The following is a 22,224-nucleotide window of genomic DNA, read 5'->3' on the forward strand; positions in this document are numbered from 1 at the left end:
GTGTTAATTTTGTTAGATCAAAAGAAAGTAGACATTATTAAATCAACTGTGCCTGTATTGGAACAATATGGGGAAAAAATTACAACACGTTTTTATCAATTAATGTTTGGAAACCATCCAGAATTACTAAATATTTTTAATCATGCCAATCAAAAACAAGGCAAGCAGCAGCGAGCGCTTGCAAGTGCAGTTTATGCAGCAGCAATGTATATAGACAATCTTGAAGTTATACTTCCTGTCGTAAAGCAAATTGCTCATAAGCACAGGAGTTTGGGAATTAAGCCGGAGCATTATCCGATTGTCGGAGAACACCTATTATTGGCCATTAAGGATGTTTTAGGAGATGCTGCAACAGATGAGATCATGGACGCTTGGGCAGAGGCCTATGGTGTTATTGCGGATGCTTTTATCAGTGTTGAGGCTGGAATGTATGATGAAGCAGCACATCAACGTGGAGGCTGGGAAGGCTTCCGTCCATTCATTGTCGATCGTAAAGTGAAAGAAAGTGACGTAATTACCTCATTTTATCTTAAACCGGAAGACAAAAAGGAAATTGCGAGCTTCCAGCCAGGTCAATATATCAGCATAAAACTAGAAATCGAAGGGGAAAGATTCACCCATATTCGTCAATATAGCCTATCAGATGCACCCGGTAAAGATTACTATAGGATTAGCGTTAAACAAGAAACAGGAACGGCCAATCCAGATGGAAAGGTTTCAAATTACCTTCATGAGAGTGTAAATGAAGGAGACCGTTTAAATATAAGTGCTCCTGCTGGAGACTTCATTTTGGATTTGGATAAAAAGTCACCTGTTGTCTTATTAAGTGGCGGTGTTGGTCTTACTCCTATCCTAAGTATGTTAAAAACTGTAGCAGACGTTCAACCAGAGCGGGATGTTACATTTATCCATGCTGCGCAAAATAGCAGCGTTCACGCTTTAAGAGATGAAGTCGACGAAATATCTGCTAATGACAAGGTGAAAGCATTTGTATTTTATGATTCACCAAATGAAGATGATCGTATCAATAAAAAATTTGATGTCGAAGGCTATGTAACGAAGGAGTGGTTGAAGGAGAATACAGCCATTAACGATGCGGATTTTTATTTCTGCGGGCCGCAGCCATTTATGAAGGCAATCAATCGTTCATTAACAGAACTAGGTGTTGACGAAGCTAAAATCCATTACGAGTTTTTTGGACCGAAAGGTAATTTGTTAGAAAATCAGGAGCGTCCATTGAGCGAAGTACAATAGTAGTAGGCGGCCTCCATGGAAGAACTTACTGTTTTTCTTCGTGCAAGGTATCGTCTCCGAACCTTATACCAGGCTAGGCAGTTTTCAAGGTTCAAAAATATAAATTCCGCGACTATAAATTTAATCGAAAAAAGCCGATTTCCACGAGTGGAAATCGGCTTTTTACATTTATGCATGGCCATTGACTAATCCAAAGGTCCCAAAATTTATTTATAACCGAAATATTTTTTCCAAATGTTAACGATTATCGAATGTCGATAAGATTGGATAAAAAATAAGGTATCCCTGTTTTGATTCCCTTGCCAAATATGTTTAAATGGAAGGTGGATAAAGCCTGAAAGGATGAAGCTTTTTGAACAAGAACAGCATACGATTGATTACCTTTTTCTCAGCATTATTATGCCTGCTCTGGCTATTTGGGCTTGGGTGGACAATCACCAAATATTACGCATCCACACCTGGTAAAGTTTCTCAAGTTAAAACAGCATCCAAAAAGGCAGAAAATAAAAAAACAATAAACATTGTGGCACTGGGAGATTCACTGACGAAAGGTTTAGGGGATGATACAGGCAAAGGTTTTGTCGGCGATATTAAAGATCAGGTCAAAAAGCGGACCAACAAACAGGTCAGTTTATTAAACCTTGGAATAAATGGACAGACTTCCGATGAACTTTGCAAACAGGTGAAGCAACCCGAGGTATTGCGGCAAATTGGCGGTGCTGATATGGTATTAATTACAATTGGTGGCAACGATTTGTTTAGAGGCGGCCAAGGCTTAGTGGATTATAAAACGGACAAAATCATGGTGATAGAGAAAAAGTATTTAGATAATTTAAAGTTTATTTTTACAGAGATTCGAAACGTAAATCCCAATGCGAACGTGTTTTTTGTTGGGTTGTATAACCCGTTTATCAATTTAAGTACTGGAAAAGAGACATCAACAATAGTTCGCCGTTGGAATTATGATAGTGCAGAGGTCAGTGCCGCATTTCCAAAAGTTGTCTTTGTTCCAACCTTCGATCTATTCGAATTAAAAGTAAATGATTATCTGTATTCAGATAAGTTTCATCCAAATTCAAAAGGCTACCGACTGATTGCAGAACGGGTAGCAGCATTGCTTACATGGTGAGGAGACACGAGATCGAATGGAGAATATCACATTATCTGTAAATAATCTCAAAAAAGTAATTGGGAAAAAAGAAATCATTAAAGGAATCACATTTGAATTAAAGGAAGGTGAGGTTTTCGGATTTTTAGGACCAAATGGTGCCGGGAAAACTACGACAATCCGGATGCTCGTTGGGTTAATTAAGCCAACCTCTGGCATGATTAAAATTTGTGGTTACAATATTCAAACTCATTTTCATAACGCATTAAAAAATCTCGGCTGTATTGTCGAAAATCCAGAGCTATATCCGTACCTGTCAGGCTGGAATAATCTTCTTCATTTTGCGCGGATGCTTGATGGGGTTGGGGAGGACAGAATCAAAGAGGTTACAGAGCTTGTCAGGTTATCGGAACGAATTCATGATAAGGTAAAAACCTATTCCCTTGGGATGAGACAACGCCTCGGAATTGCCCAAGCACTCTTAGGATCGCCTAGGGTCTTGATCCTTGATGAACCTACAAACGGGTTGGACCCCGCAGGAATTCGCGAAATGCGGCAGTTTATTCGGTTTCTGGCAGAGAAGGAAGGATTAAGTGTATTGGTTTCAAGCCACTTATTAAGTGAAATCCAACTTTTGTGTGACCGTGTGGCAATTATAACAAAAGGGACCATTATTAAAACCGATACGGTCCAGCATTTATTATCTAACCGAGAAAGAGTCGAATGGCACCTTCACCCTTTTAACAATGGAAAACAAATTTTGGAAAAATTGACCAAAGTGGAAGTGAAGACTGATGGTATATTGTTGACAGAGTTCGATGAGACCAATATTGCAGACTGGAATAAACAGCTTGTTGATGCAGGCGTTCAAGTGACGGAAATGAATCGAAAGCTTCCTGTATTGGAAGATCTTTTCCTCGAGCTTACAGGGGGTGCGAAGATTGACTAAATTGATTGAAAACGAAATGATGAAGCTTATCGCAAAAAAACGTCTGGTTGTGATTGCACTCATTATAGGTGTTCTTGTCATTTTGTTTACATACGCACAATATAAAACGGTTCAAACCCAACGTGAGAAACTGGGAACAAGTGATTGGCGAACCATTTTGCAGCAGCAAATTATTGACACCCAAAATCGCTTAAGCTCAAGCAGGATATCAGCTGAATGGAAGAAGCAGCTGCAAATTTCTCTTCAACAGCAGCAATATTATCTTAACCATAATATAAATCCTTCGGAGCCTGGGGCTCCAACATTTGTCAGGATGTTTCTTGAGAATTCAATTGATTTATTCATCCCGTTAATGGTGATGGTGATTGCAAGCGATCTTGTTTCATCTGAGCACAGTCTTGGGTCGATTAAGCTGCTTTTGACGAGGCCTGTTCGCAGGTGGAGGGTACTTTTAAGTAAATATATTACCCTATGTTTGGCGATCTCATTAATCGTGTTTATTTCAGGTGTTCTTGCCTACGTGCTTTCTGGGGTGGTTTTTGGCTACAAGGGATGGCAGGCGCCTATTCTAACAGGTTTTTCGGTAAATGAATCGGGGTTAAATACAGCTGCGGTAAAACTTCTTGATACGTGGCAATATTTGTTGATGGACTTTGGTTTGGTTTGGTTTGTTGCCATTGTCGTTGGGACGTTATCTTTCATGCTTTCGGTCTTGATTCGTAGTACGGCAGCTGGAATGGGTGTAATGCTCGCAGCTTTAATTTCAGGAGCTATTCTCAGCAATATGGTGTCGTCATGGCACTCAGCAAAGTATTTCTTTATGGTTAATTTGCGGTTAACTGATTACTTAAAGGGTACTGCACCTCCAATTGAGGGTATGACCCTTTCCTTTTCGCTGATTGACCTCTTAGTCTGGTGGGCAGCAGCATTATTTGTTGCGTTTTTGTTCTTTACCAAAAAGGATGTATATTAAATTTATTTGAATTTAGATAACTGTCCAGCTCCAGCGCCCAGCGACTAGTGTACTTCGCCCACCTCCCTACGATAAGTCAAGCACGAATGCGCTTCCGCTCTTCGTGTTTCCTTTATCTCAGTCGGTGTGCCCCAGTCCATACGTCGCTAAACGGTCGCTACCGCTTTTCTATTTCTCCACTTATTTTACCAACCATATTTTTTATGGTTAGGAAAAAAATAAGGATGACCTTTTGAGGTCAAAGAGGAGGTTTTAACATTGGAATCTAAAAAAGTAAAGCTGGTTATCGCGGCAATCTTAATGGCAGCACTCTCGGGCTGTGCCAATAATACCGATAATGTAAATGGTCCCAGAAACGTGTCAACAGGTGACTTACAGCATCCAATTCGGAATACAAATGTGTCAAATCCAACAGGTAATCTAAACGTATCAGACCGTAATCGGAATGGTCCAAACGTGAATCCTCTCTTCACGGCTAATGAAATCCAGCCTATGAACAACGGCTATATAACCATTGACCCAAATTCCTATAGCACCACTACACCGAGCCATCAATTTCCGCACACTAGACAGGTGAACAATGGGCAGTATTGGTACTATATGTTTGAATCTGGAACAAGACAGCCACAAACCGGAGGAATTACACAACCAGGGCAAAATATCATCACTGCGCCGAATACACAAATCCCGGCGATACCTGGAAAGCCACCTGTACAACAGCCTAATACGGCACCATCGGCTAGGATCAGTCAAATAGCTCAACAGGTGATCGAGCTAACCAATAATGAGAGAAGGAAAAATGGTTTACCTCCGCTCAGTGCAGATGCTTCACTTAGTAAAGTAGCCCAAACCAAGACAAACGATATGAATGCAAAACATTATTTCTCGCATACAAGTCCTACCTATGGTTCTCCGTTTGATATGATGAGGGACTTCGGTGTTACTTATAGGGCCGCGGGAGAAAATATCGCAATGGGTCAGACAACCGCGCAACAAGTCGTAACGTCGTGGATGAATAGTGAAGGACATCGCAAAAATATTTTAAGTACAAATTATACAAACATTGGTGTAGGTTATACATCCAGCGGCAACTATTGGTCACAAATGTTTATTGGAAAGTAACAAAAAGGAACTATCCCAACTAAACCGGGATGGTTCCTTTTTTATGGTAAAAAATTAGTCCATTTATAATTAATATAGAAGAGTTCTTTTTCCAATCTAAAGCTAAATACTCAGGAATTTTTGAAAAAGGATAAATTTATTTGAATCAATTGGGGAATGATAAATCTCGTTCCATTTGGAAATGTTTGAGAAAAAAGGAGATGTTTTTATTAATGAGAAAGAAAAAGAAAGTGATTGGATTGGTTCTAGGATTATTTTTAGTTTTACCAGGGATGGCTTTTGCAAATGGCACGATGTCAAATACTACTAATAAGGGGGAAAATAGTACTGAGAATCGTCTTGATCAAAGACACTATCAAATGATGGATAAAAATTGGCAAGAAAAAATGAAACAAAAACAGCAAAAACTTCTTTCATTCGTAAACAAGTATACACCTGAAAAAACGCAGGAATGGGAAGCAGTAATCAAAGATAGAAATAGAATTATCGAAAAATGGCAAAGTCCACAGTTTGCTGAAAAAAGACAGCAATGGAAAAAAGAAAAAATGGCAAAATTCGAGGGACTCCATAAACAGTATGAAGAGGGGAAAATTACGAAAGAAGAGTTTGTTAAAAAAGTACATGGCGGCAAGGAAACGGGTCATTGGAAAATATATCATGAGCTTAAGGACTCAGTAAAAAATAACAATCACAAAAGAACAGCCCAACTGTTAAATCAATTGCTCACACATTACAAAAAGCAAAATGAAATAATGAATGCTGCCATGAAGAGTTAATCATTTTATAAAGGAAAACGCTAGCTGTAGGCGTTTTCTTCTTACATATTTTTTTGGGAATTTCATGCTTAATTGCTCTTAATTTGAAGGTGTAAGGGAAAGGGTTATGGAAAAGATAAAAAGAAGACATAACATCAAGGGGGATTTGAGAATGGGTAGAAAATTAATGATGACAACTGTTGCTTTAGGTACAGCTTATTTACTGCGAAATAAAAAGAACCGCGACAAATTAAAGGAACAATTTAGGGATTTTGCCAGCATGGCAAGTAGAAAATAACCAAAGTAAAAGGAGTGCAAGAATGGTTGCACTCCTTAAAACATCGCTCTATCGCTCTTATTTCTTATTTATATCAATTTTGTTCTCTTTTACTTCTTTACTATCTTCCTTTATCTCTGCTTTAATATCATCTGTCAATCCCTCAGTAGCTTTTTTAAATTCGCGGATTGATTTTCCAAAAGCGCGTCCAATTTCTGGAAGTTTATTTGGTCCAAAGATAACTAAGGCAACAATTAATAGTAAGATTAATCCTGGTACACCAATATTAGATAACATAATTTTACTCTCCCAGTGAAAATTTTTATTTTATGATCATTATACCCTTGTTCTGTGGCTAGTACTAGTTGAAGATTGGAGATTATTCAAAAAAGCATCCTACAATTGGATGCTCTTTTGGGTAATGTGGTCATCGTTATAAAAGTCTTTAATGGCTTTATCAACATAAACCCAGCCTTTCCAGCCAATATGAATGGTATCCTTCATAAAATAAGGGTCATACTCATGTTTAGAAAAGTCAGCAATAGGGAATCCTTCTGCTTCTATCTGGTGCCTAATTCTTGTGTAATAGGATGTGCGTCCTTGCTTCGGAAATCCGGTATAATCATACCATTTCCCGTTGACAGGAACTGATATGAACAATGGCTTTGCCCCTGATTCTTTTAACAGGTCTAATACAAGTTGAAAATCATAATATTCAACTGAACGGCCGTATGAGGCTCCTCTTTTATATCCTTTCAACGAGGGTACCTTTTTCTTAATTTTATCATACTGTGAGTTAATCACAAGAAATTGATTGTTCGTAGCTTGTCTGGAACCTTCAAGTGTTGCTTCATGTTTAAGCTGAGCCCAATCCTTTTGTTTAACTGCACGTGTTATTTCACGGTTACGGCTTGTACCGCCGATAAGGGAGTAGTAAAGATCTTTTTTCTGTAATATCCCTCTATAGGCATAAGCAAAAGGTCGTGCAAGGACAGCTTTTCTTTTCACCCAAGGGTCATTAGAAAGTTCCCCCTGATAGATAGTAGTAAGTAACAGGTCATCTCGAACTGGGACAAAATGAAGTAATCGCTTTATTGCTTTCTTCTTCGTATCTGAATCAATTTTATTGTTAAGGGCCAAATCATATCCTTGCAGTGAGGAATAATTAGGAACAAAATGGGATTCATCTGCTCCTCTCGGCTGGAACCACTGTGGGGACAGGATAAAAACGAGCTTTTTCCCTTTAAGCTGTTCTGTATGTTCTGCAAAGTTTAGAAAATGGATAATGGATATAGAACCACCACGACCAACTAAAAATGGGACAAACCCATCGGGGTTTTCTTTAAAATAATTCGATGGGTGGAAGGCATCAAGTCTTGCAAGCTCTGATGAACCATACATAGGCAAATAGCGATTATCTTCAAGCATTTTTGACTGAATATATTTACCTTGAAACATAACCGGATTTAGTTCGGTTGCCGCTTGACTGATTCTACTCTCGGGAATTAGTTTTTCAATCCAACTATTTGGAATAATAATAAGCAAAAGTAAGACGAGAAAAGCGAAAATGATTGGTGAAAATAGAGACTTTCTGGTCATCTAAAATCAGCCAGCTGGTTTGCGATATTTTTTGGTGTATTCCAAGTGTCACGGTCAAATTCAGTAATAGGTACAGTAATGCCAAACCGTTCTTCGATTTTAACAAGCAGTTCAACCGTTCCAAATGAATCAAGAAGTCCACTGTTAAATAAGTCAATGTTCGGATCTTCCTTAACAGCATCATCCTGACAAACTTCTGCTAAAAGCTCAATAACTTGATTTTCAAATTCCATGATAATCATACTCCCTTTATTGTATCTATATTTTTATTTTTTTACTTTTTTACTTTGATCATTATTAGTTAATAGCCGAGCGAACTTCGCTATACAGCCACTTTGCTTTTCTTAGGAATGAATAAGGTGTCCAGAAAAAATATAAAAGCCAAAGCAAATAAAATGGAAAGTGATAACGATAGCAGCAATTTTTGTGTACCTATTGTTTGGCCACCACTTATGCTTTTTATTAAAATGTTCAAAAGAATTGTAGAGAACCATAATCACCGCATGATAGATGCCGTAAAGTATATACTGAATAGCTAATCCATGCCAAACGCCCATTAATAAGAATAGCAAGATGTAACCAAGGTTTGAGCTGACATTTCGATTCTTAATCAATTTTTTCTTTGTTACCCAAAAAATAAAACGCATATAAACATAGTCTCTGAACCAATAAGAAAGACTTAGATGCCAGCGGTTCCAGAAATCTTTAATATTACGGCTAATAAAAGGTTTATTAAAGTTTTCTGGAGATTTTACTCCCATAATATAGCTGACGCCAATTGCAAACGCACTATACCCGGCAAAGTCAAAAAATAAATACAAACTATAACCATACATATAGAAGAGGTTATTTTGAAAATGACTATTGGCAATGGATCCTAAATTTGCGATGAAATAATGATTTATCGAATAACCAATGATATATTTGTATAAAAACCCAAGGAAAATCTTGTTAATTCCATCGTAGAGAAGTATTTTATATTGTTCTTTGGAAATCTCAGCTTTTACATCTTTTTCAAAACGACGATACCGGTCAATTGGTCCGGATGAGATGGTCGGGAAGAATAGGATAAAATAGAGCAAACGAACGATCGGAATATTGTTTTTAATCAAGCCATCCCTTGTTTCCATGATGAGTTGGGTTCCTTTAAATGTTAAATACGAAATACCAAGGAAGCCAATTAAATGGACATGGAAAAAATAGGGCGAAAGTTTAGATATACTTAGTGGCAATATTGATAAGATAACTGCCATGCAGAAAACAGTGGTACTGTTTTCTTTCCTTCGGTAAGCAAGATATCCTTTAATTAACAAAACCTGCCATATGGTAAATAAGATAAGTACAATTGCCTCATTCCAAAATGAACCAAAGATGAGTGCCAGCACGATGACTGACACCACAATGTTATAAGACTGAAACCTTTTTCCCCTAAGGCCTAGAATAACAGTTGGAGCTAAAAGAATGGCGATGATGATAAAGAATGAAAATGAACCATATGGTGTCATACTAAAACCTTTTCTTTAAGAAGTTTTCGATCGATTTTACCATTGGGGGTCATTGGCAGCTCCTCACGGTACGTAAACTTCCTTGGGATCATATAAGAAGGAATTTTTTCGCCCAGTTCTTTCTTAATCGCACTAGTAAGCTGATATTCTTTTTCAAATCCATGCTTATCAGGGACTATCGTTGCTGATAAATAATCAATTTTTTCATTATGATAAACAGGGACAACAACCACGTATTTTACATATTGAGATTCAGCGATATGATGTTCGATTTCTTCTAATTCCATCCGATAACCGTGAAGCTTGATTTGAAAATCCATTCTTCCTTTATAGAAAAGGAGATTATTTTCCATGTAACCAGCATCACCTGTACGGTAGGCCATTTCTCCATTAATGGTAAGAAAGGCTTTTTCTGTTAATTTCTGTTCGCCTAAATATCCCTTACTTACACTAGGACCAATAATGATGATTTCACCTTTCTCACCTTCAGCAGCTTCTGTGCCATCTTCATTCAGGAGCATAAGCTTTGTATCCTTTTTTGGACTGCCAACAGGGAGACTTTGGTATTGGTTTAGAATTTCTTGAGTAACTTCTACAGAAGTAATGGCAACTGTGGCTTCTGTAGGTCCATAGGTATTATATACCTTTACTTTAGGAAAACGTTCTAATAATTGGCGAGCGATTGTAACCGGTAAAATTTCTCCACAGAATAAAAAGCAAGTTAATTCAGGAAGTAATTCTTGGCAAAATGATGGATCCATTAGACACATTTGTACAAATGATGGGGTAGAAGTCCAAACTTGAGTTTCTGAAGTCTTTAATGCTTCAAAAAGTATTTTGGGCCTTGCGATCATCTCTTTTGTGATTGCAAATATACATCCACCAGTTGCAAGTGCGGGGTAAAGGTCCATTACCGACAAGTCAAAAGAAAATGGAGCCTGGTTTAAAAATCGAAGCTGGCCATTGATTGGAAAATCATCCATCATCCAATTTACAAAGCTTTGCAAATTATTTGCAGAAATTTGAACGCCTTTTGGATTTCCTGTACTTCCGGAAGTATAAATAATATAAAAACTTTCGTCCTCTTTAACCCAATTTTTTGAATCCACCTTTGTTGACTCTACTATCGTTGTTCTTAGCTCTTCTATTGTAATAATCGGCACAGATGAATTATCCAGCTGCAAGGGTAAACTTGAAACATTAATCAGTAATTCGGATTGTGAGCTTTGGCCGATTCTTTCGATTCTCTCCAATGGAATGGAAGTATCAATTGGAACATATGGATGCCCTGATTTGACACACCCCAAAAACGAAACAATCATATCTGGCTGCATGTGTCCATAAACCAGTATGGGTGTACCTTTTGTCAAATTTTTTGTTAAAATATTACTAGCGACTTGTTCTGATTGCTGCCAAAGCTCTTTATAGTTGATTTCATTATCGGGAGAGATAAACGCGGCAGCTTCTGGATGTGTAACGGCAAAATCATGTATAGTTTTAAGCAATTTCATCAGAGGATTCCTCCATGTTAAAATTCATTATAAATATAGTTACCGGCATTGGCATCGTTAAACCCATACATAAAAAACAGTAATATAAGGATGAGTAAGTAATAGATGAAATGGGCAAACCAATTCACTTTTTGATTTTCATAAAAGTCTTTTATTTTTTGGAACACAACTTATTCACCTCAACTGTTAACGAATAAATTAGAGATTGAGCCATTTATATAGTAGGAAAAATTTCTGTATAGATTTTCCTAGATAATCATAATGCTGTTTTTAAGTGCTTGCATTAAAATTAAATGAGAAAAAGATTAAATTTAAAAAATTCGAGTCCTAACTTTTGATAATATAATTTTCATTAAAAAGGAATTTTACGTTCTCAATAAAGAATATATGGCAATTTTACCTATATAAGGATAAACTAGGATCGTGTTTTTGAAAAGTGTTTTTTGTAAAAGTATCGCAAAAATTATCGTTTTTTTTTGAACTTTTGATGATGATAATTAGTCTTTTCTATATCAGGCTTAAATATAAGCAGGATTCGGGGCAGGGGCTGAAAAAATGTGGAAATTGATTTACATCAAATAATTTTAGAGGCGAAACAAGGTAATCAAGCTTCCTTTCGACAATTGGTCACTGCCTATAAAGGCACTGTGTATCGACATGCATATGCTCTTTTGAATGATCGGATGGAGGCAGAGGACGTAACACAGGAGGCTTTTGTTAAAGTTTATTATTCCTTATCAAAACTAGAAAATGAATATGCCTTTGTTTCTTGGCTGACAAAGGTTGTCACAAACCTTTGTTATGATAAAAATTCAAAACTTAGTAAGAAGAGAATAATCTTATCAGAGGAGTTAAGTGAAAATGTAGCGATTCAGAGGGGTCCTACACCAATTGAAAGTGCAATAACAAAAATGAGTATAAATGCTGCAATGGAAAAGATACCAATAGACCAAAGAAATGTCTTAATTTTAAGAGAGCTGCAAGGTTATTCCTATGCGGAAATTAGTGACATGCTACATATCCCATTAGGTACTGTCAAATCAAGGATTAGTGCTGCACGGGAAAATTTAAAGAAAGAACTTCAAAAGGGGTGAGAGAAATGTCTGAACATATTAAGGAATTACTTTCTGATTACATGGACAATGAAATAAACGAGGATGAAAGACAAATGATCGAAAAACACTTGGCTGTGTGTATAGATTGCAATAATTGGTTTCGTGAATTAGCCACTCTTCGTCAGCAAATCTTAGCGACCTATGAAATAATTGAAATTCCAAGCACAATCGAAGATAAGGTACTTGAAAAAATACAAGGGGTTTCCATAAAAAAATATTCAGGAGTTTCAAACCGAATCGCTATCATGATGTTTTTTGCATTTGGAATCATGTTCTTGGTTACGACAAGTCCTTTTCTTACTGTTGGGTTACCAATTTTTCATACAATCTATAGTATTGCACGCGGGCTGATTTACGCAATACCATCAATCATTTCTGCTATTCCGTATGTTGTTGAGGTTATCACCGTGGTCATCTTCATCTTTATTGCCTTGGCAGTTATTACATTGAGGTATCTGGTTCATTCAATGGGAACCACAGTTAGAGCGGAGGACATCTAAATGTGGAACAGAAAGCTTGTCCTTAGTTTGATGATGCTGTTTTTAATGGCATTTCTCCTTGTAAAGCCAGTTTCAGCAATGGATAAAAATATCCTAAATGAGAAAAAAACAGTGATGCCAGCTTATGAGAAAGTGGATAATATAATTGTAGTTGGCCATGATATCGACATTAAAGGTAAAGTTGATTTTTCAGCGATTGTTATTAATGGAAATTTAAAAATTTCAAAATCTGCTAAAATAAATGGAATTGTCATTGTTATTAATGGTGATGTCAATCAAGAAAAAGGTTCTTATGTAAAAGAAAATATTTTAGCTTTAAAATTTAAAAATGATACGATTAATCATTTCCTCATTGGTGTTGCTTTACTTTTTACAAACTGGATTTTACGGTTTGTCTTTAGTGTCGGTTTAGTTCTGCTTACAGTTTTGGTGGGTCTTCTCTTAAAAAATAGTGGTGAACAAAGGATACGGATTTTTAAACAGCAAATAGGAAAGGTATTTCTTGTCGGAGCAATTGCGAGCTTTGTACTACTTGCAATCATATTGCTGTTAATTATTACTATAATTGGAATTCCAATTGCCATTATCTTAGCAATACCGCCGCTGATTGCATTTTTAATCGGTTTATCAATATTCAGTCAGTATTTTGGTGAAAAAATGCTCTCGGGAGGATATACTACTAGATGGATTACCATTTTTGCTGGTTCCTTCCTTATAATATCTATATTTAATTTTCCGTTTTTTGGAGCGATTGTTTTACTCTGTGTATTCTGGCTTTCAAACGGTTTAATGATTTTATGGACATTTAACAAACTAAGCAAAAAACGAAATAAAGAAAATAATCGAAAAGAATAGAAGCAAAAATGAATAATTATTTTCAAAACTAAAAAAACCAGGCAGCGCCTGGTTTTTTTAGTTAACTAGCTCGGATTGAACATAGTGGTATAAAAGCTTCGCAGTATAATCGATTGAGTCTTGGTGTGTCCTTTCAAATGCGTGGGATGAATCAATTCCGGGCCCGATTAATCCATGTACGATATCATGACCTGATCGGATGGCGGCTGATGCATCCGAGCCGTAGTAGGGATAAATATCTAATTTATATAGTATATTGTTATCTTTTGCAAGGCTGGTTAATTTTTTTCTTAAACCAAAATGATAAGGACCACTTGCATCTTTTACACATATTGATACAGTGTATTCATCCGTTGCCTGACCATCACCGATGGCTCCCATATCAACCGCAAGATATTCGACTGTCTCGGGAGAAATATTTGAGTTTCCTCCATACCCAATTTCTTCATTGTTTGAAATGAGAAAATGGGTTGTATATGGAAGTGAAATGTTTTCCTGCTTTATTTGTTTTATTAATTGAAGAAGAATTCCAACACTTGCTTTATCATCTAAATGGCGGGATTTAATGAAACCACTTTCTGTTAGTACAACCCGCGGGTCAAACGATATGAAATCACCAACCTCTATTCCAAGCTTTCTAACGTCATCCTCGTTATGTACTTTTTCATCTATCCGTACTTCCATATTTTCTTGGTTTCGTTCTACCTTTTCTGCATCCTTATAGACATGCACGGAGGTCTGGTGCAAAAGAATCGTTCCAGTGTATTTATTTCCATTGCTAGTTTCAATTTGACAGTATTCACCCTCGATTGAGTTATACTTGAAACCTCCAATTAGATCAATCCGAAGTCTCCCGTTTGCTTTAATTTCCTTTACCATTGCCCCAAGTGTATCGACGTGCGCAGTTAGCATTCGGTGCTTGCTTGAATCTTTTCCAGGAAGTGTTGCAATTAAACCGCCTTTCCGGTTTTTTTTTGTTTGGACACCCAGGTTAGTAAGAAATTCTTCTACGAAAGTAATTACTTCGTTTGTATTTCCGGAGGGGCTTGGCATAGAGACTAAACTAGCAATTAATTTAATCGTTTCTGCTGTATTTGGATAAGCCAAAGGACATACTCCTTTCAAAATAAAACTACTTTCATCTTATTATATATCTAATTAAAAAGAAAATTTGAAAAAAATGTTTGCAAAATAGTTGCAAATTTTCCTAAATTTCTGCATATTCTAAATAAGGACTTATAATTTTCGACTAAATTAAATAAACAATAATGCAGCTGGGAATTAATGATGTCATTCATCACGTTCTCAAAATTAGAGATGAAAATAGAAAATAGCTTTTAGGTTGGAGGGAAAGCATGCATGTCAAGAATTGAACTATATCATAACAAAAACAGTCAGATTCAATGGAGGGTTCCGGTCCTTTCTCTATTGGTAATGACCCTGATTCTTACCGGAGGAATTTTACTATTTCAATATTTCGACAAGAGTTCGATTCGAATTGATACCCCAGATGAAAATCCAGGTAGAAAAGTGGTGGTGTCCCTGCCAAATGGTCAAGAGGTGTTTACATATGAAAAATATATCGTTACTAAAAAGGGTAAAACCTACTATAAAGGAGAGCGAAATACCATTGATTTGACAGGTGGAAAAGTTGATTACAAAAATTGGTGATAAAAAAGGCCAGCCCAGGCTGGCCTTTTTTTATCGCTTTATATTATCCTGTGACAATTTTGAATCAAAGCTATTTGCCTGTCCTATTTAAACCATCCCTTCTTTTTAAACCAAAGTGACATCCCCGCACCAACTAGAAACATAATGACAAGTGCTCCGAAATATCCATATTTCAAGGTTAACTCAGGCATATTACGAAAGTTCATACCATAAATTCCAGCAATAAAGGTTAATGGCATAAAAATGGTTGTTATGACGGTCAAAACCTTCATCACATGGTTTGATTCATGAGAATTTATAGAAATATAGCTATCGCGAATGTCTTGGGTTAGCTCCCGATTTGCTTCAATCATTTCGGTTAATTTTAGTAAGTGATCGTGAATATCTGAAAAGTACTCCTTTCGTTCCTGAAGTTCCTCAAGGCGCTGCGAATTAATAATCCGGTATACAAGATCACGCATTGGGGTAATCGTGTGCCTTAGTGAGAGGAGTTCATGTCTTGTATCAAATAAATCCTCAAGCAGCATTTCCATTGATCTTCCCTTTGAATTTTCGTCAAGTTCATTTAACGTATCCTCAATTTTATAAACCAGTGGAAAATAATTATCAACCATCTTGTCTAAAACATAATAAAACACTTGGGGAGGGTCCCAATCCTGTAGATTAGCTGCTGCCATTAAGCGATTCCAAACCTCGTCTATTTCAGGTGATGGTTTATGATGAAAGCTTACAAGATATTCTTTGCCGAGGAAAAAATCAACTTCCTCTCTTTTCATCGTTTCTGGATTCAATCCCTGGGTCACAAAAAAAGTATTAGCAGCATAATAATCAAGTTTCGGTCTTTGCAGAGTGAAAATACAATCTTCAATGGCCAAGGGATGAAACCGAAGAGGCTCCCTTAGCAGATCCGTTTCTTCTTTAGTTGCTTGAGTAAAATCAATCCAATACCAGTGAAAGCTTCCGGAAACTAACTCCGCTACAGTTATGTCTTTTACAAGTTTATTTTGCAGACTTAAGGCGATCGTTCTTATCATTGCTTCTCCTTTATCGTTAGTACAACTGTTGAAAAGAGAATTTTTAATCCTACTCAAAGCATTTCCACTATCAGTATAAAATATTGGTCGATGTATTATTGAAATCATTTAGAACCAACTAGAAAATTTACTAAGGATATGAATTGGGGGATACTAATAGTTATGCCATCTGGTTTCAATTTAATAAGAAAAGAGGCATCCTAATGATTGATAGAAATGCCTCTTTTCTTATTCTTAAGATATAGGAGCTGTTTCCTTATTTCGCATCGCTTGTGGAATATAGACACAGAATGGTTCACTTTCCATATAATCTCCTGTGACCGCATATGTCCGCGAACGAGAACCGCCGCAAATTTTATTGAATTCACAAACACCACATTTACCTTTATAGTTATCAGGCTGACGGAGATCCTTGAAAACATTTGCTTCACGATAGATTTCTGCTAAAGGATTCTCGCGAACGTTTCCTGCAACGATAGGAAGTAAGCCGCTTGGCATAACATCCCCGATATGTGATACGAAAGCAAATCCATTTCCATCATTTACACCTTTTGGAGCACGCTTTAAGCCGTCATGCATGGAAGCAAAATCGGTTGTAATCGAATCCTCATAGTGAATTTCTCCTTTTGCAATCAGATGCTCACGTGCCTTTTCCTGCAGAACAACCCGTCGGTAGTGCTGTGCTGCAGTTGTTTTGATATCGTATGGAACTTTTTTGCTAAGGTCATAGAGCCAACGGAACACCTTTTCATGTTCAGCAGGGGAGATACAGGCATCAAGTTGCCCTCTTCCAGTTGGAACCAGCAAGAAGATGTACCACATGACAACACCAAGCTCTTCAACTAACTTCGCCATTTCTTCAAGATGATCATAATTATAGCGTGAAATAACTGTGTTGATTTGCAGCGGCATGTCTAATTCATGTATATATTTAATTTTTTCAACCGTTAAGTCAAATGACCCTGGAGTACCGCGGAAAAAATCATGAATTTCCGGAGTAGGTCCGTCAAGGCTGAAGCCCCAGCGTGAAAGACCAACATCTTTAGCCCGTTGCATTTTTTCTTTTGTTACATTATCTGTCGCACTTGGTACCATTGAAACGCGCATGCCCTTTTTAACAGCGTAATCAGCAAGTTCGAATAGATCTTCCCTCATCATACAATCTCCGCCAGTGAAAACTAACATCGGATTGTTCATATCATAAATTTCATCGAGCAGCTTAATTCCTTCTTCATGGGTTAATTCCCGTGGATCAGCAGATAATTGTGCATCTGCACGGCAGTGAACGCATTTAAGCTGACACGCTCTCGTTACTTCCCAAATTACAATAAATGGGTTTTTATCATAGTCGATTTCCTTGCCCATACCATGGGGATGTCCAATACCCTCTGGATGCCCTATTCCATGCATTTTCATCACCAAGCTTCATAAATTTTTAAAAGCATTACTGACAATATTACTATTTTAATGATGCTTCTATAGATAATTATAGTTTTCTTATCTCAACGTGCGTGATCGGTTTGTTACAAAATTTCTACATTCCCATGTCAAAATAAGCAAAAGAGATGATTCAACTATAGTAACAGTAATATAGCACTTATTTTTTGGGGGATTAGAATGTAAAAAATAGATTACAAAAATGTTACAAAACTGAATAGAGGAAAAAGAAAAGAAGGTTTAAACACTTTATTAATAAGGTTTGATAGTTTTCTACTGTTTGTAAATTGAAATACTGCTACTCCCAAAAATGGATCTAAATTCCTGAATAACAACATTTTATCGATGCTTTTTATCGATTAGAATCCTTTATGATTAATATGCAAACAATCGAGAAGGAAGTGCTATATGAAAAAGCATCTAATGACAGCAGTGGCAACAGGACTATTATTTACGGCTTTTGGGGCGTCTGCAATGCAAGTGCAGATGTAAACACCTATACGGTTCATTCTGGTGATAGTCTTTGGAAAATCTCGCAAACCTATCGTGTTACGGTTGTTCAATTAAAGGATTGGAATCATCTTTCTTCTGACACAATCTATCTAAATCAATATCATTAATCGTACCTCCCGTTATTCAAACTTCTAAAAACACTGTTGCTTCAGCTTTGAATCTTAGTTACTCAGTTAAATCAGGCGATACACTGTACGGCATTGCTAATACCTATCACACAAACGTAACCGATCTTAAAAGCTTGAATGGCTTATCCTCAGATCTAATCCGAATCGGCCAGCTGCTAAAAATTCCAAGCACCACCTCAACACCCGCTCCAGTTGTGTCAACGGCTTCAAAAGTACAAGCGGTTATCAGTGAAGCGCAAAAATACATAGGTACACCATACCTTTGGGGGGGAACTACTCCTGCTGGTTTTGATTGTAGTGGTTTTGTAAATTATGTGTTTAATAAGGTTGGAGTGTCGTTGCCAAGAACTGTTGCCTCTCAATGGACAGCAACTGACCCGGTAAGTGCACCAAGCCCCGGGGATATCGTTTATTTTGAAACCTATCAAACAGGACCATCGCATAACGGAATTTATATTGGGAATAACAAATTCATCCATGCAGGTTCTTCAGGTGTCACTACATCTGATTTGACAACTACTTATTGGAAAACAAAATACCTTGGAGCAAGATCCAGCACTTTAATAGATTCTGTAAAATAATAATTTATTTGTAAATTACTCCTAAATACGGCATAAAAAAGAGCAAACCTTATTAGGCTTGCTCTTGTGCTTTTGCAGTAGCTTTATTTTTAGCTTGAATTGGCTGTTTATTTTTCGTTTGGACAAAATACAATAGACCCGCAATGATGACTAAAATTCCCCCGGCTAGGAATACGCTGCGATATCCTGCGCCGGTTGCAATCATCCCTAATCCATATGCACCAATAGCCATTCCAGCATCCATTGAATTAAAGAACAATGAGTTGGCGATTCCAACCCGATGTGGCTCGACGGCACTGATCGTCAATGTCTGGAAAATCGGTGTTATCGAACCATAACCAATACCGATAATTGCACCTGCGATTACCATCAAAGCTCCGGTATGCGTTTGATTTAACATGAACATCCCAATCGCAAAAAGAACGAGACAAGGATAAATAATAATTTTTGAACCATATTGATCGGACCAACGTCCTGTAAATGGACGGAAAATAAGAATGAAAACGGCGTATACAATAAAGAAATAGCTTGCTGCTTCTACTAAGCCTAAGTCTTTTGCATACAAAGATAAAAATGCGGAAATACCAGAATAAGCACAAGCCAAGATAAAGGTAGCAAGAGCGAATGGTGCTGCTTTTTTATCAACTAGGTCATTCCAAGAAAACTTTTGATTTTTTTGCTTACTTGCCTGTTTCTTGTTTTCTGGAACTTTAAGAAAGAATGCAAATCCAATATTTACAACTGAAATGACCATACAAATAACAAAGGCGGTGTTGTAAGCATCAATATTCGCCAGGTTAAGCCCAATGTATGGACCGAATACCATTGCAAGACACATAGCTAATGAGAAATAACTTAATCCTTCTCCACGTCTTGACGCTGGGATTAATTCGGCGCAAATGGTTCCTTTAACTGTCGTAATAATCCCAAAGGTGATTCCGTGAAAAATCCTTAGAATAAATAATGCCCATATGTTTGTTGCGAATGGGTAAAGCAATGTTCCGACTAAAAAAGCAATAGCCGAGTATACAAGGATTTTTTTCTGCGACCCCTTACTAACCCATTTACCAGCAAAAGGACGAATGACAATGGCTGCACCTAAAAATAGGGTAACCACCAAACCGACTTTATCTGCACCTGCATGAAGATTGCCAACTAAATACAGTGGTAATGCTGTTAACAAAACGTAAAAGGCTAGAAAAATGAAAAAGCTGATCACTGTTATACTAATAAAATCTTTAGTCCATAATTTTTCTTTTGTCATCTAAATCCCCCTATTTATATGTTGTTTATGTTTATTAGAAAAATACGATGTTTTTATTATACCTCGAAATGGTATAACAAAATAATTGTCTTTTTTATAGATTCCATGCATAATTGTAATATTAAATTTGTTTGGGGGTATTCCCATGGATTGGCATCAACTTAAATATTTTCAAACATTGGCTAACGCAGGAAGCTTTACAAAAGCATCGGAGGAATTAGTTCTCTCACAACCAGCTTTAAGCAGATCAATATCCCGGCTGGAGGAAGAGGTGGGGGTTCCTTTATTTGAAAGAAAAAGCCGTGGTGTGGCATTAAACCGCTATGGAAAAATTTTTCTCCGGCACGCAAATAAGGCGTTATCAGAAATCGCCGATGCAAAGCAAGAAATTAATGATATGATCCACCCAAACCAGGGAACGGTTTTCCTAGCTTTTATTGAAACACTAGGATTCAGCTTTGTACCCGATTTAATTAGTAAGTTTCGGAAAATAGCACCACAAGTAAAGTTTCACCTCTCACAAGATACAACGGTGAACATTCTTGAGCTCTTAAATGCGGGGAAGATTGATATTGGTTTCTGTTCCCCTCAAGTTACATTGGAGGAGATAAGTTCTTTTCCGATTGTGAGGGAGGAATTATTCTTAATCGTTCCAATCAGTCATCCATTTGCTGGTAGGGATCAAATCGATTTAGCTGTGGCAGCGAATGAACCATTTGTTCTTTTTAAAAAAGAAACGGCACTCCATGACGTCATTGAAACTCTTTGCCATGAGGCTGGATTCAATCCAATAATGTCTTTTGAAAGCTATGAAGAACAAACAATTGCCGGACTCGTTGGCGCAAATTTTGGCGTTGCCCTAGTTCCACGCATTCACGGTCTGGATAAACGAAAAATTTCAATTATCCGGGTCAGCCAACCTAAATGTTTTCGGGAAATCAAAATGGTTTGGAGAAAAAATGGGTATTTATCTCCGGTTGCAGCCCAATTTAAGGATTTTGCCGAAAGGGATATCAGACAATCGAAAGGATAGTAAGAATATTTTATAGGACATGTTTGACCGAATGAAAATATTGTTTAACATATAGGGCTAGGTTAAAAAGCTGATTCAAAGATATATAAAAGTGACTTTAGAATCAGCCTATTTTTCAAAATTGCATTTGGTTGGCACATTGTTCAACCATAATCACTTTGTTAAAATAGCTTTTCAGCATTAACCATCGTGCAGGATACGTTGTAATATAATCCTCAATGATTTGTGGAGAATACATAATTAAACAATCTAATTGGATTCTTTTCTTTTTTAAATCATAGTAAAGGGCATGCGGAATTGTGTAATAATCATTTAACTGGTACGGATTTAACTTGGCTACTTTAATTTTTTGCTCCTTAATATAGGTCAAGAGTGCCTTTTTTTGCCATTCAAAGCTCTCTTGTGCAGGTAGCCCATTTAGATTTAATCTTTCATTAATAAGCCAGATTCCGCTCAATTTGATCACTCCAGTCCAAAAATTGGTTTAATACCTTTATGGACAGGGCTGATTAATTATATACTATATTTGTTCCACATAGGATAATTCATCTTGGCCTTTTCTTTGTAAAAAAAAAGACCCAGCAACTAGCCGGGTTTGTGAATTCTATATATGATGGTTAGGAGGAGGTTCTCTAGGAACCTATTATGATCATAACTAAAACTAATGAACAAACTGTGAACGGAAATTTAACTTTTTTGAAAGAGTGTAAAAGAACTATTCAAACATAAGGAAAGGAATTCCTGATGAAAAATTTCCATTGCTGTGCAACATGCAGGCATTTTAAATCAGAAAAGAAGGAGAAAGGGATGAAGTATTTTTGCTCACGGCTTGGTTTCGAAACAAAGACAAATTTTCAATTTAGCTGCTGGAACCCACGAGAGGATATTAAGAACCGAATTAAGGAAGACCAGTCTAAAAATCAGTTCCGTTTTTAACTGGTCTATTTTTGTATAACGAATGAAAGCGTATAAGCCACTTACTGAATACCAAAAAGTCGAAAGTTATGTAAGCCGTGCTGATTTTGTGGTAGCAATTTTAG

At 36.9% G+C, this 22,224-nt stretch carries 25 protein-coding genes; 14 read left to right on the forward strand and 11 right to left on the reverse strand.

Features of this window, described 5'->3' with window-relative positions:
- Positions 1-9: 9 nt before the first annotated feature.
- The 7 genes from hmpA (at position 10) to JN080_RS07890 (ending at position 6,459) form a co-directional block, all read left to right on the forward strand.
- Entirely contained in the window at positions 10-1,254 is a 1,245-nt protein-coding gene (gene hmpA, locus JN080_RS07860; RefSeq protein ID WP_256235384.1) for an NO-inducible flavohemoprotein, read from the forward strand.
- A gap of 352 nt (positions 1,255-1,606) precedes the next feature.
- Complete coding sequence (locus JN080_RS07865) at positions 1,607-2,383, forward strand: SGNH/GDSL hydrolase family protein (RefSeq protein ID WP_256235385.1); 777 nt, start codon at positions 1,607-1,609, stop codon at positions 2,381-2,383.
- Positions 2,384-2,399: 16 nt separating this feature from the next.
- A complete protein-coding gene (locus JN080_RS07870; protein WP_256235386.1) occupies positions 2,400-3,311 on the forward strand; it encodes an ABC transporter ATP-binding protein in 912 nt (303 codons plus the stop codon).
- Complete coding sequence (locus tag JN080_RS07875) at positions 3,304-4,284, forward strand: ABC transporter permease (protein WP_256235387.1); 981 nt, start codon at positions 3,304-3,306, stop codon at positions 4,282-4,284. Before JN080_RS07870 ends, JN080_RS07875 begins: the two co-directional genes overlap by 8 nt.
- Before the next feature lie 258 nt (positions 4,285-4,542).
- Positions 4,543-5,406 (forward strand): CAP domain-containing protein, encoded by an 864-nt coding sequence (locus JN080_RS07880; protein WP_256235388.1) that lies wholly within the window; start codon positions 4,543-4,545, stop codon positions 5,404-5,406.
- A gap of 212 nt (positions 5,407-5,618) precedes the next feature.
- A complete protein-coding gene (locus tag JN080_RS07885; protein WP_256235389.1) occupies positions 5,619-6,182 on the forward strand; it encodes a hypothetical protein in 564 nt (187 codons plus the stop codon).
- Positions 6,183-6,333: 151 nt separating this feature from the next.
- Positions 6,334-6,459, forward strand: coding sequence for a hypothetical protein (locus JN080_RS07890; protein ID WP_256235390.1), 126 nt, complete (start codon positions 6,334-6,336; stop codon positions 6,457-6,459).
- A 57-nt stretch (positions 6,460-6,516) separates the two neighbouring features.
- Here the strand turns inward: JN080_RS07890 and tatA are convergent, their stop codons facing one another.
- From tatA to dltX, 6 genes are all read right to left on the reverse strand, one after another.
- Complete coding sequence (tatA, locus tag JN080_RS07895; RefSeq protein ID WP_256235391.1) at positions 6,517-6,735, reverse strand: twin-arginine translocase TatA/TatE family subunit; 219 nt, start codon at positions 6,733-6,735, stop codon at positions 6,517-6,519.
- 99 nt (positions 6,736-6,834) lie between these two features.
- The gene (dltD, locus tag JN080_RS07900; RefSeq protein WP_256235392.1) at positions 6,835-8,037 is read right to left on the reverse strand and encodes a D-alanyl-lipoteichoic acid biosynthesis protein DltD; all 1,203 of its coding nucleotides are present in this window, start codon (positions 8,035-8,037) and stop codon (positions 6,835-6,837) included.
- Positions 8,034-8,270: a D-alanine--poly(phosphoribitol) ligase subunit DltC gene (gene dltC, locus JN080_RS07905; RefSeq protein WP_256235393.1), complete on the reverse strand. Its 237-nt coding sequence runs from the start codon at positions 8,268-8,270 to the stop codon at positions 8,034-8,036. Before dltC ends, dltD begins: the two co-directional genes overlap by 4 nt.
- 111 nt (positions 8,271-8,381) lie before the next feature.
- Positions 8,382-9,542 carry a D-alanyl-lipoteichoic acid biosynthesis protein DltB gene (gene dltB / locus JN080_RS07910; RefSeq protein ID WP_256235394.1) on the reverse strand — a complete coding sequence of 387 codons (1,161 nt, stop codon included), beginning with the start codon at positions 9,540-9,542 and terminating at the stop codon, positions 8,382-8,384.
- Positions 9,539-11,053 (reverse strand): D-alanine--poly(phosphoribitol) ligase subunit DltA, encoded by a 1,515-nt coding sequence (gene dltA / locus JN080_RS07915; RefSeq protein ID WP_256235395.1) that lies wholly within the window; start codon positions 11,051-11,053, stop codon positions 9,539-9,541. Before dltA ends, dltB begins: the two co-directional genes overlap by 4 nt.
- 17 nt (positions 11,054-11,070) lie before the next feature.
- Positions 11,071-11,220 (reverse strand): teichoic acid D-Ala incorporation-associated protein DltX, encoded by a 150-nt coding sequence (dltX, locus tag JN080_RS07920; protein ID WP_256235396.1) that lies wholly within the window; start codon positions 11,218-11,220, stop codon positions 11,071-11,073.
- 390 nt (positions 11,221-11,610) lie between these two features.
- Here dltX and JN080_RS07925 point away from each other — a divergent pair, with 390 nt between their 5' ends.
- The 3 genes from JN080_RS07925 to JN080_RS07935 are packed head-to-tail and all read left to right on the forward strand — an operon-like array spanning position 11,611 to position 13,523.
- The gene (locus JN080_RS07925; protein WP_256235397.1) at positions 11,611-12,147 is read left to right on the forward strand and encodes an RNA polymerase sigma factor; all 537 of its coding nucleotides are present in this window, start codon (positions 11,611-11,613) and stop codon (positions 12,145-12,147) included.
- A 5-nt stretch (positions 12,148-12,152) separates the two neighbouring features.
- Positions 12,153-12,668 carry an anti-sigma factor family protein gene (locus JN080_RS07930; RefSeq protein ID WP_256235398.1) on the forward strand — a complete coding sequence of 172 codons (516 nt, stop codon included), beginning with the start codon at positions 12,153-12,155 and terminating at the stop codon, positions 12,666-12,668.
- Positions 12,669-13,523 carry a hypothetical protein gene (locus tag JN080_RS07935; protein WP_256235399.1) on the forward strand — a complete coding sequence of 285 codons (855 nt, stop codon included), beginning with the start codon at positions 12,669-12,671 and terminating at the stop codon, positions 13,521-13,523.
- A 57-nt stretch (positions 13,524-13,580) separates the two neighbouring features.
- On the opposite strand, the gene JN080_RS07940 is transcribed toward JN080_RS07935, so the two are convergent.
- On the reverse strand, positions 13,581-14,576 hold the full coding sequence (locus JN080_RS07940; protein WP_256235497.1) for a M42 family metallopeptidase: 996 nt from the start codon (positions 14,574-14,576) through the stop codon (positions 13,581-13,583).
- A 306-nt stretch (positions 14,577-14,882) separates the two neighbouring features.
- On the opposite strand from JN080_RS07940, the gene JN080_RS07945 reads away from it, so the two are divergent.
- Positions 14,883-15,194, forward strand: a complete 312-nt coding sequence (locus JN080_RS07945; protein ID WP_256235400.1) for a hypothetical protein — start codon at positions 14,883-14,885, stop codon at positions 15,192-15,194.
- An 83-nt stretch (positions 15,195-15,277) separates the two neighbouring features.
- Here JN080_RS07945 and corA read toward each other — a convergent pair whose 3' ends face one another.
- Both corA and JN080_RS07955 read right to left on the reverse strand, forming a co-directional pair.
- Positions 15,278-16,228, reverse strand: coding sequence for a magnesium/cobalt transporter CorA (corA, locus tag JN080_RS07950; protein ID WP_256235401.1), 951 nt, complete (start codon positions 16,226-16,228; stop codon positions 15,278-15,280).
- Positions 16,229-16,462: 234 nt separating this feature from the next.
- A complete protein-coding gene (locus JN080_RS07955; RefSeq protein WP_256235498.1) occupies positions 16,463-17,638 on the reverse strand; it encodes a TIGR04053 family radical SAM/SPASM domain-containing protein in 1,176 nt (391 codons plus the stop codon).
- A gap of 398 nt (positions 17,639-18,036) precedes the next feature.
- On the opposite strand from JN080_RS07955, the gene JN080_RS07960 reads away from it, so the two are divergent.
- Both JN080_RS07960 and JN080_RS07965 read left to right on the forward strand, forming a co-directional pair.
- Positions 18,037-18,285 (forward strand): LysM peptidoglycan-binding domain-containing protein, encoded by a 249-nt coding sequence (locus tag JN080_RS07960; RefSeq protein WP_256235402.1) that lies wholly within the window; start codon positions 18,037-18,039, stop codon positions 18,283-18,285.
- Positions 18,286-18,332: 47 nt separating this feature from the next.
- Positions 18,333-18,887: a C40 family peptidase gene (locus tag JN080_RS07965; protein ID WP_256235403.1), complete on the forward strand. Its 555-nt coding sequence runs from the start codon at positions 18,333-18,335 to the stop codon at positions 18,885-18,887.
- A 52-nt stretch (positions 18,888-18,939) separates the two neighbouring features.
- Here JN080_RS07965 and JN080_RS07970 read toward each other — a convergent pair whose 3' ends face one another.
- Entirely contained in the window at positions 18,940-20,151 is a 1,212-nt protein-coding gene (locus JN080_RS07970) for an MFS transporter (protein ID WP_256235404.1), read from the reverse strand.
- Positions 20,152-20,296: 145 nt separating this feature from the next.
- On the opposite strand from JN080_RS07970, the gene JN080_RS07975 reads away from it, so the two are divergent.
- Positions 20,297-21,184 (forward strand): LysR family transcriptional regulator, encoded by an 888-nt coding sequence (locus tag JN080_RS07975; RefSeq protein WP_256235405.1) that lies wholly within the window; start codon positions 20,297-20,299, stop codon positions 21,182-21,184.
- A gap of 115 nt (positions 21,185-21,299) precedes the next feature.
- Here the strand turns inward: JN080_RS07975 and JN080_RS07980 are convergent, their stop codons facing one another.
- Positions 21,300-21,641: a hypothetical protein gene (locus tag JN080_RS07980; protein WP_256235406.1), complete on the reverse strand. Its 342-nt coding sequence runs from the start codon at positions 21,639-21,641 to the stop codon at positions 21,300-21,302.
- Between the last annotated feature and the right edge of the window lie 583 nt (positions 21,642-22,224).

Source organism: Bacillus sp. EB600, assembly GCF_024494385.1.
Lineage (GTDB): Bacteria > Bacillota > Bacilli > Bacillales > Cytobacillaceae > JAEVLT01.

Excerpts from the sequence above, each read along its gene's own strand:
- JN080_RS07870 (WP_256235386.1), top strand. The coding sequence starts at position 2,400 with ATGGAGAATATCACATTATCTGTAAATAATCTCAAAAAAGTAATTGGG.
- JN080_RS07885 (WP_256235389.1), top strand. The coding sequence starts at position 5,619 with ATGAGAAAGAAAAAGAAAGTGATTGGATTGGTTCTAGGATTATTTTTA.
- JN080_RS07890 (WP_256235390.1), top strand. The coding sequence starts at position 6,334 with ATGGGTAGAAAATTAATGATGACAACTGTTGCTTTAGGTACAGCTTAT.
- tatA (WP_256235391.1), bottom strand. The coding sequence starts at position 6,735 with ATGTTATCTAATATTGGTGTACCAGGATTAATCTTACTATTAATTGTT.
- dltD (WP_256235392.1), bottom strand. The coding sequence starts at position 8,037 with ATGACCAGAAAGTCTCTATTTTCACCAATCATTTTCGCTTTTCTCGTC.
- dltC (WP_256235393.1), bottom strand. The coding sequence starts at position 8,270 with ATGGAATTTGAAAATCAAGTTATTGAGCTTTTAGCAGAAGTTTGTCAG.
- dltB (WP_256235394.1), bottom strand. The coding sequence starts at position 9,542 with ATGACACCATATGGTTCATTTTCATTCTTTATCATCATCGCCATTCTT.
- dltA (WP_256235395.1), bottom strand. The coding sequence starts at position 11,053 with ATGAAATTGCTTAAAACTATACATGATTTTGCCGTTACACATCCAGAA.
- JN080_RS07930 (WP_256235398.1), top strand. The coding sequence starts at position 12,153 with ATGTCTGAACATATTAAGGAATTACTTTCTGATTACATGGACAATGAA.
- JN080_RS07935 (WP_256235399.1), top strand. The coding sequence starts at position 12,669 with ATGTGGAACAGAAAGCTTGTCCTTAGTTTGATGATGCTGTTTTTAATG.
- JN080_RS07940 (WP_256235497.1), bottom strand. The coding sequence starts at position 14,576 with ATGCCAAGCCCCTCCGGAAATACAAACGAAGTAATTACTTTCGTAGAA.
- JN080_RS07945 (WP_256235400.1), top strand. The coding sequence starts at position 14,883 with ATGTCAAGAATTGAACTATATCATAACAAAAACAGTCAGATTCAATGG.
- corA (WP_256235401.1), bottom strand. The coding sequence starts at position 16,228 with ATGATAAGAACGATCGCCTTAAGTCTGCAAAATAAACTTGTAAAAGAC.
- JN080_RS07955 (WP_256235498.1), bottom strand. The coding sequence starts at position 17,638 with ATGCATGGAATAGGGCATCCAGAGGGTATTGGACATCCCCATGGTATG.
- JN080_RS07960 (WP_256235402.1), top strand. The coding sequence starts at position 18,037 with ATGATTAATATGCAAACAATCGAGAAGGAAGTGCTATATGAAAAAGCA.
- JN080_RS07970 (WP_256235404.1), bottom strand. The coding sequence starts at position 20,151 with ATGACAAAAGAAAAATTATGGACTAAAGATTTTATTAGTATAACAGTG.
- JN080_RS07975 (WP_256235405.1), top strand. The coding sequence starts at position 20,297 with ATGGATTGGCATCAACTTAAATATTTTCAAACATTGGCTAACGCAGGA.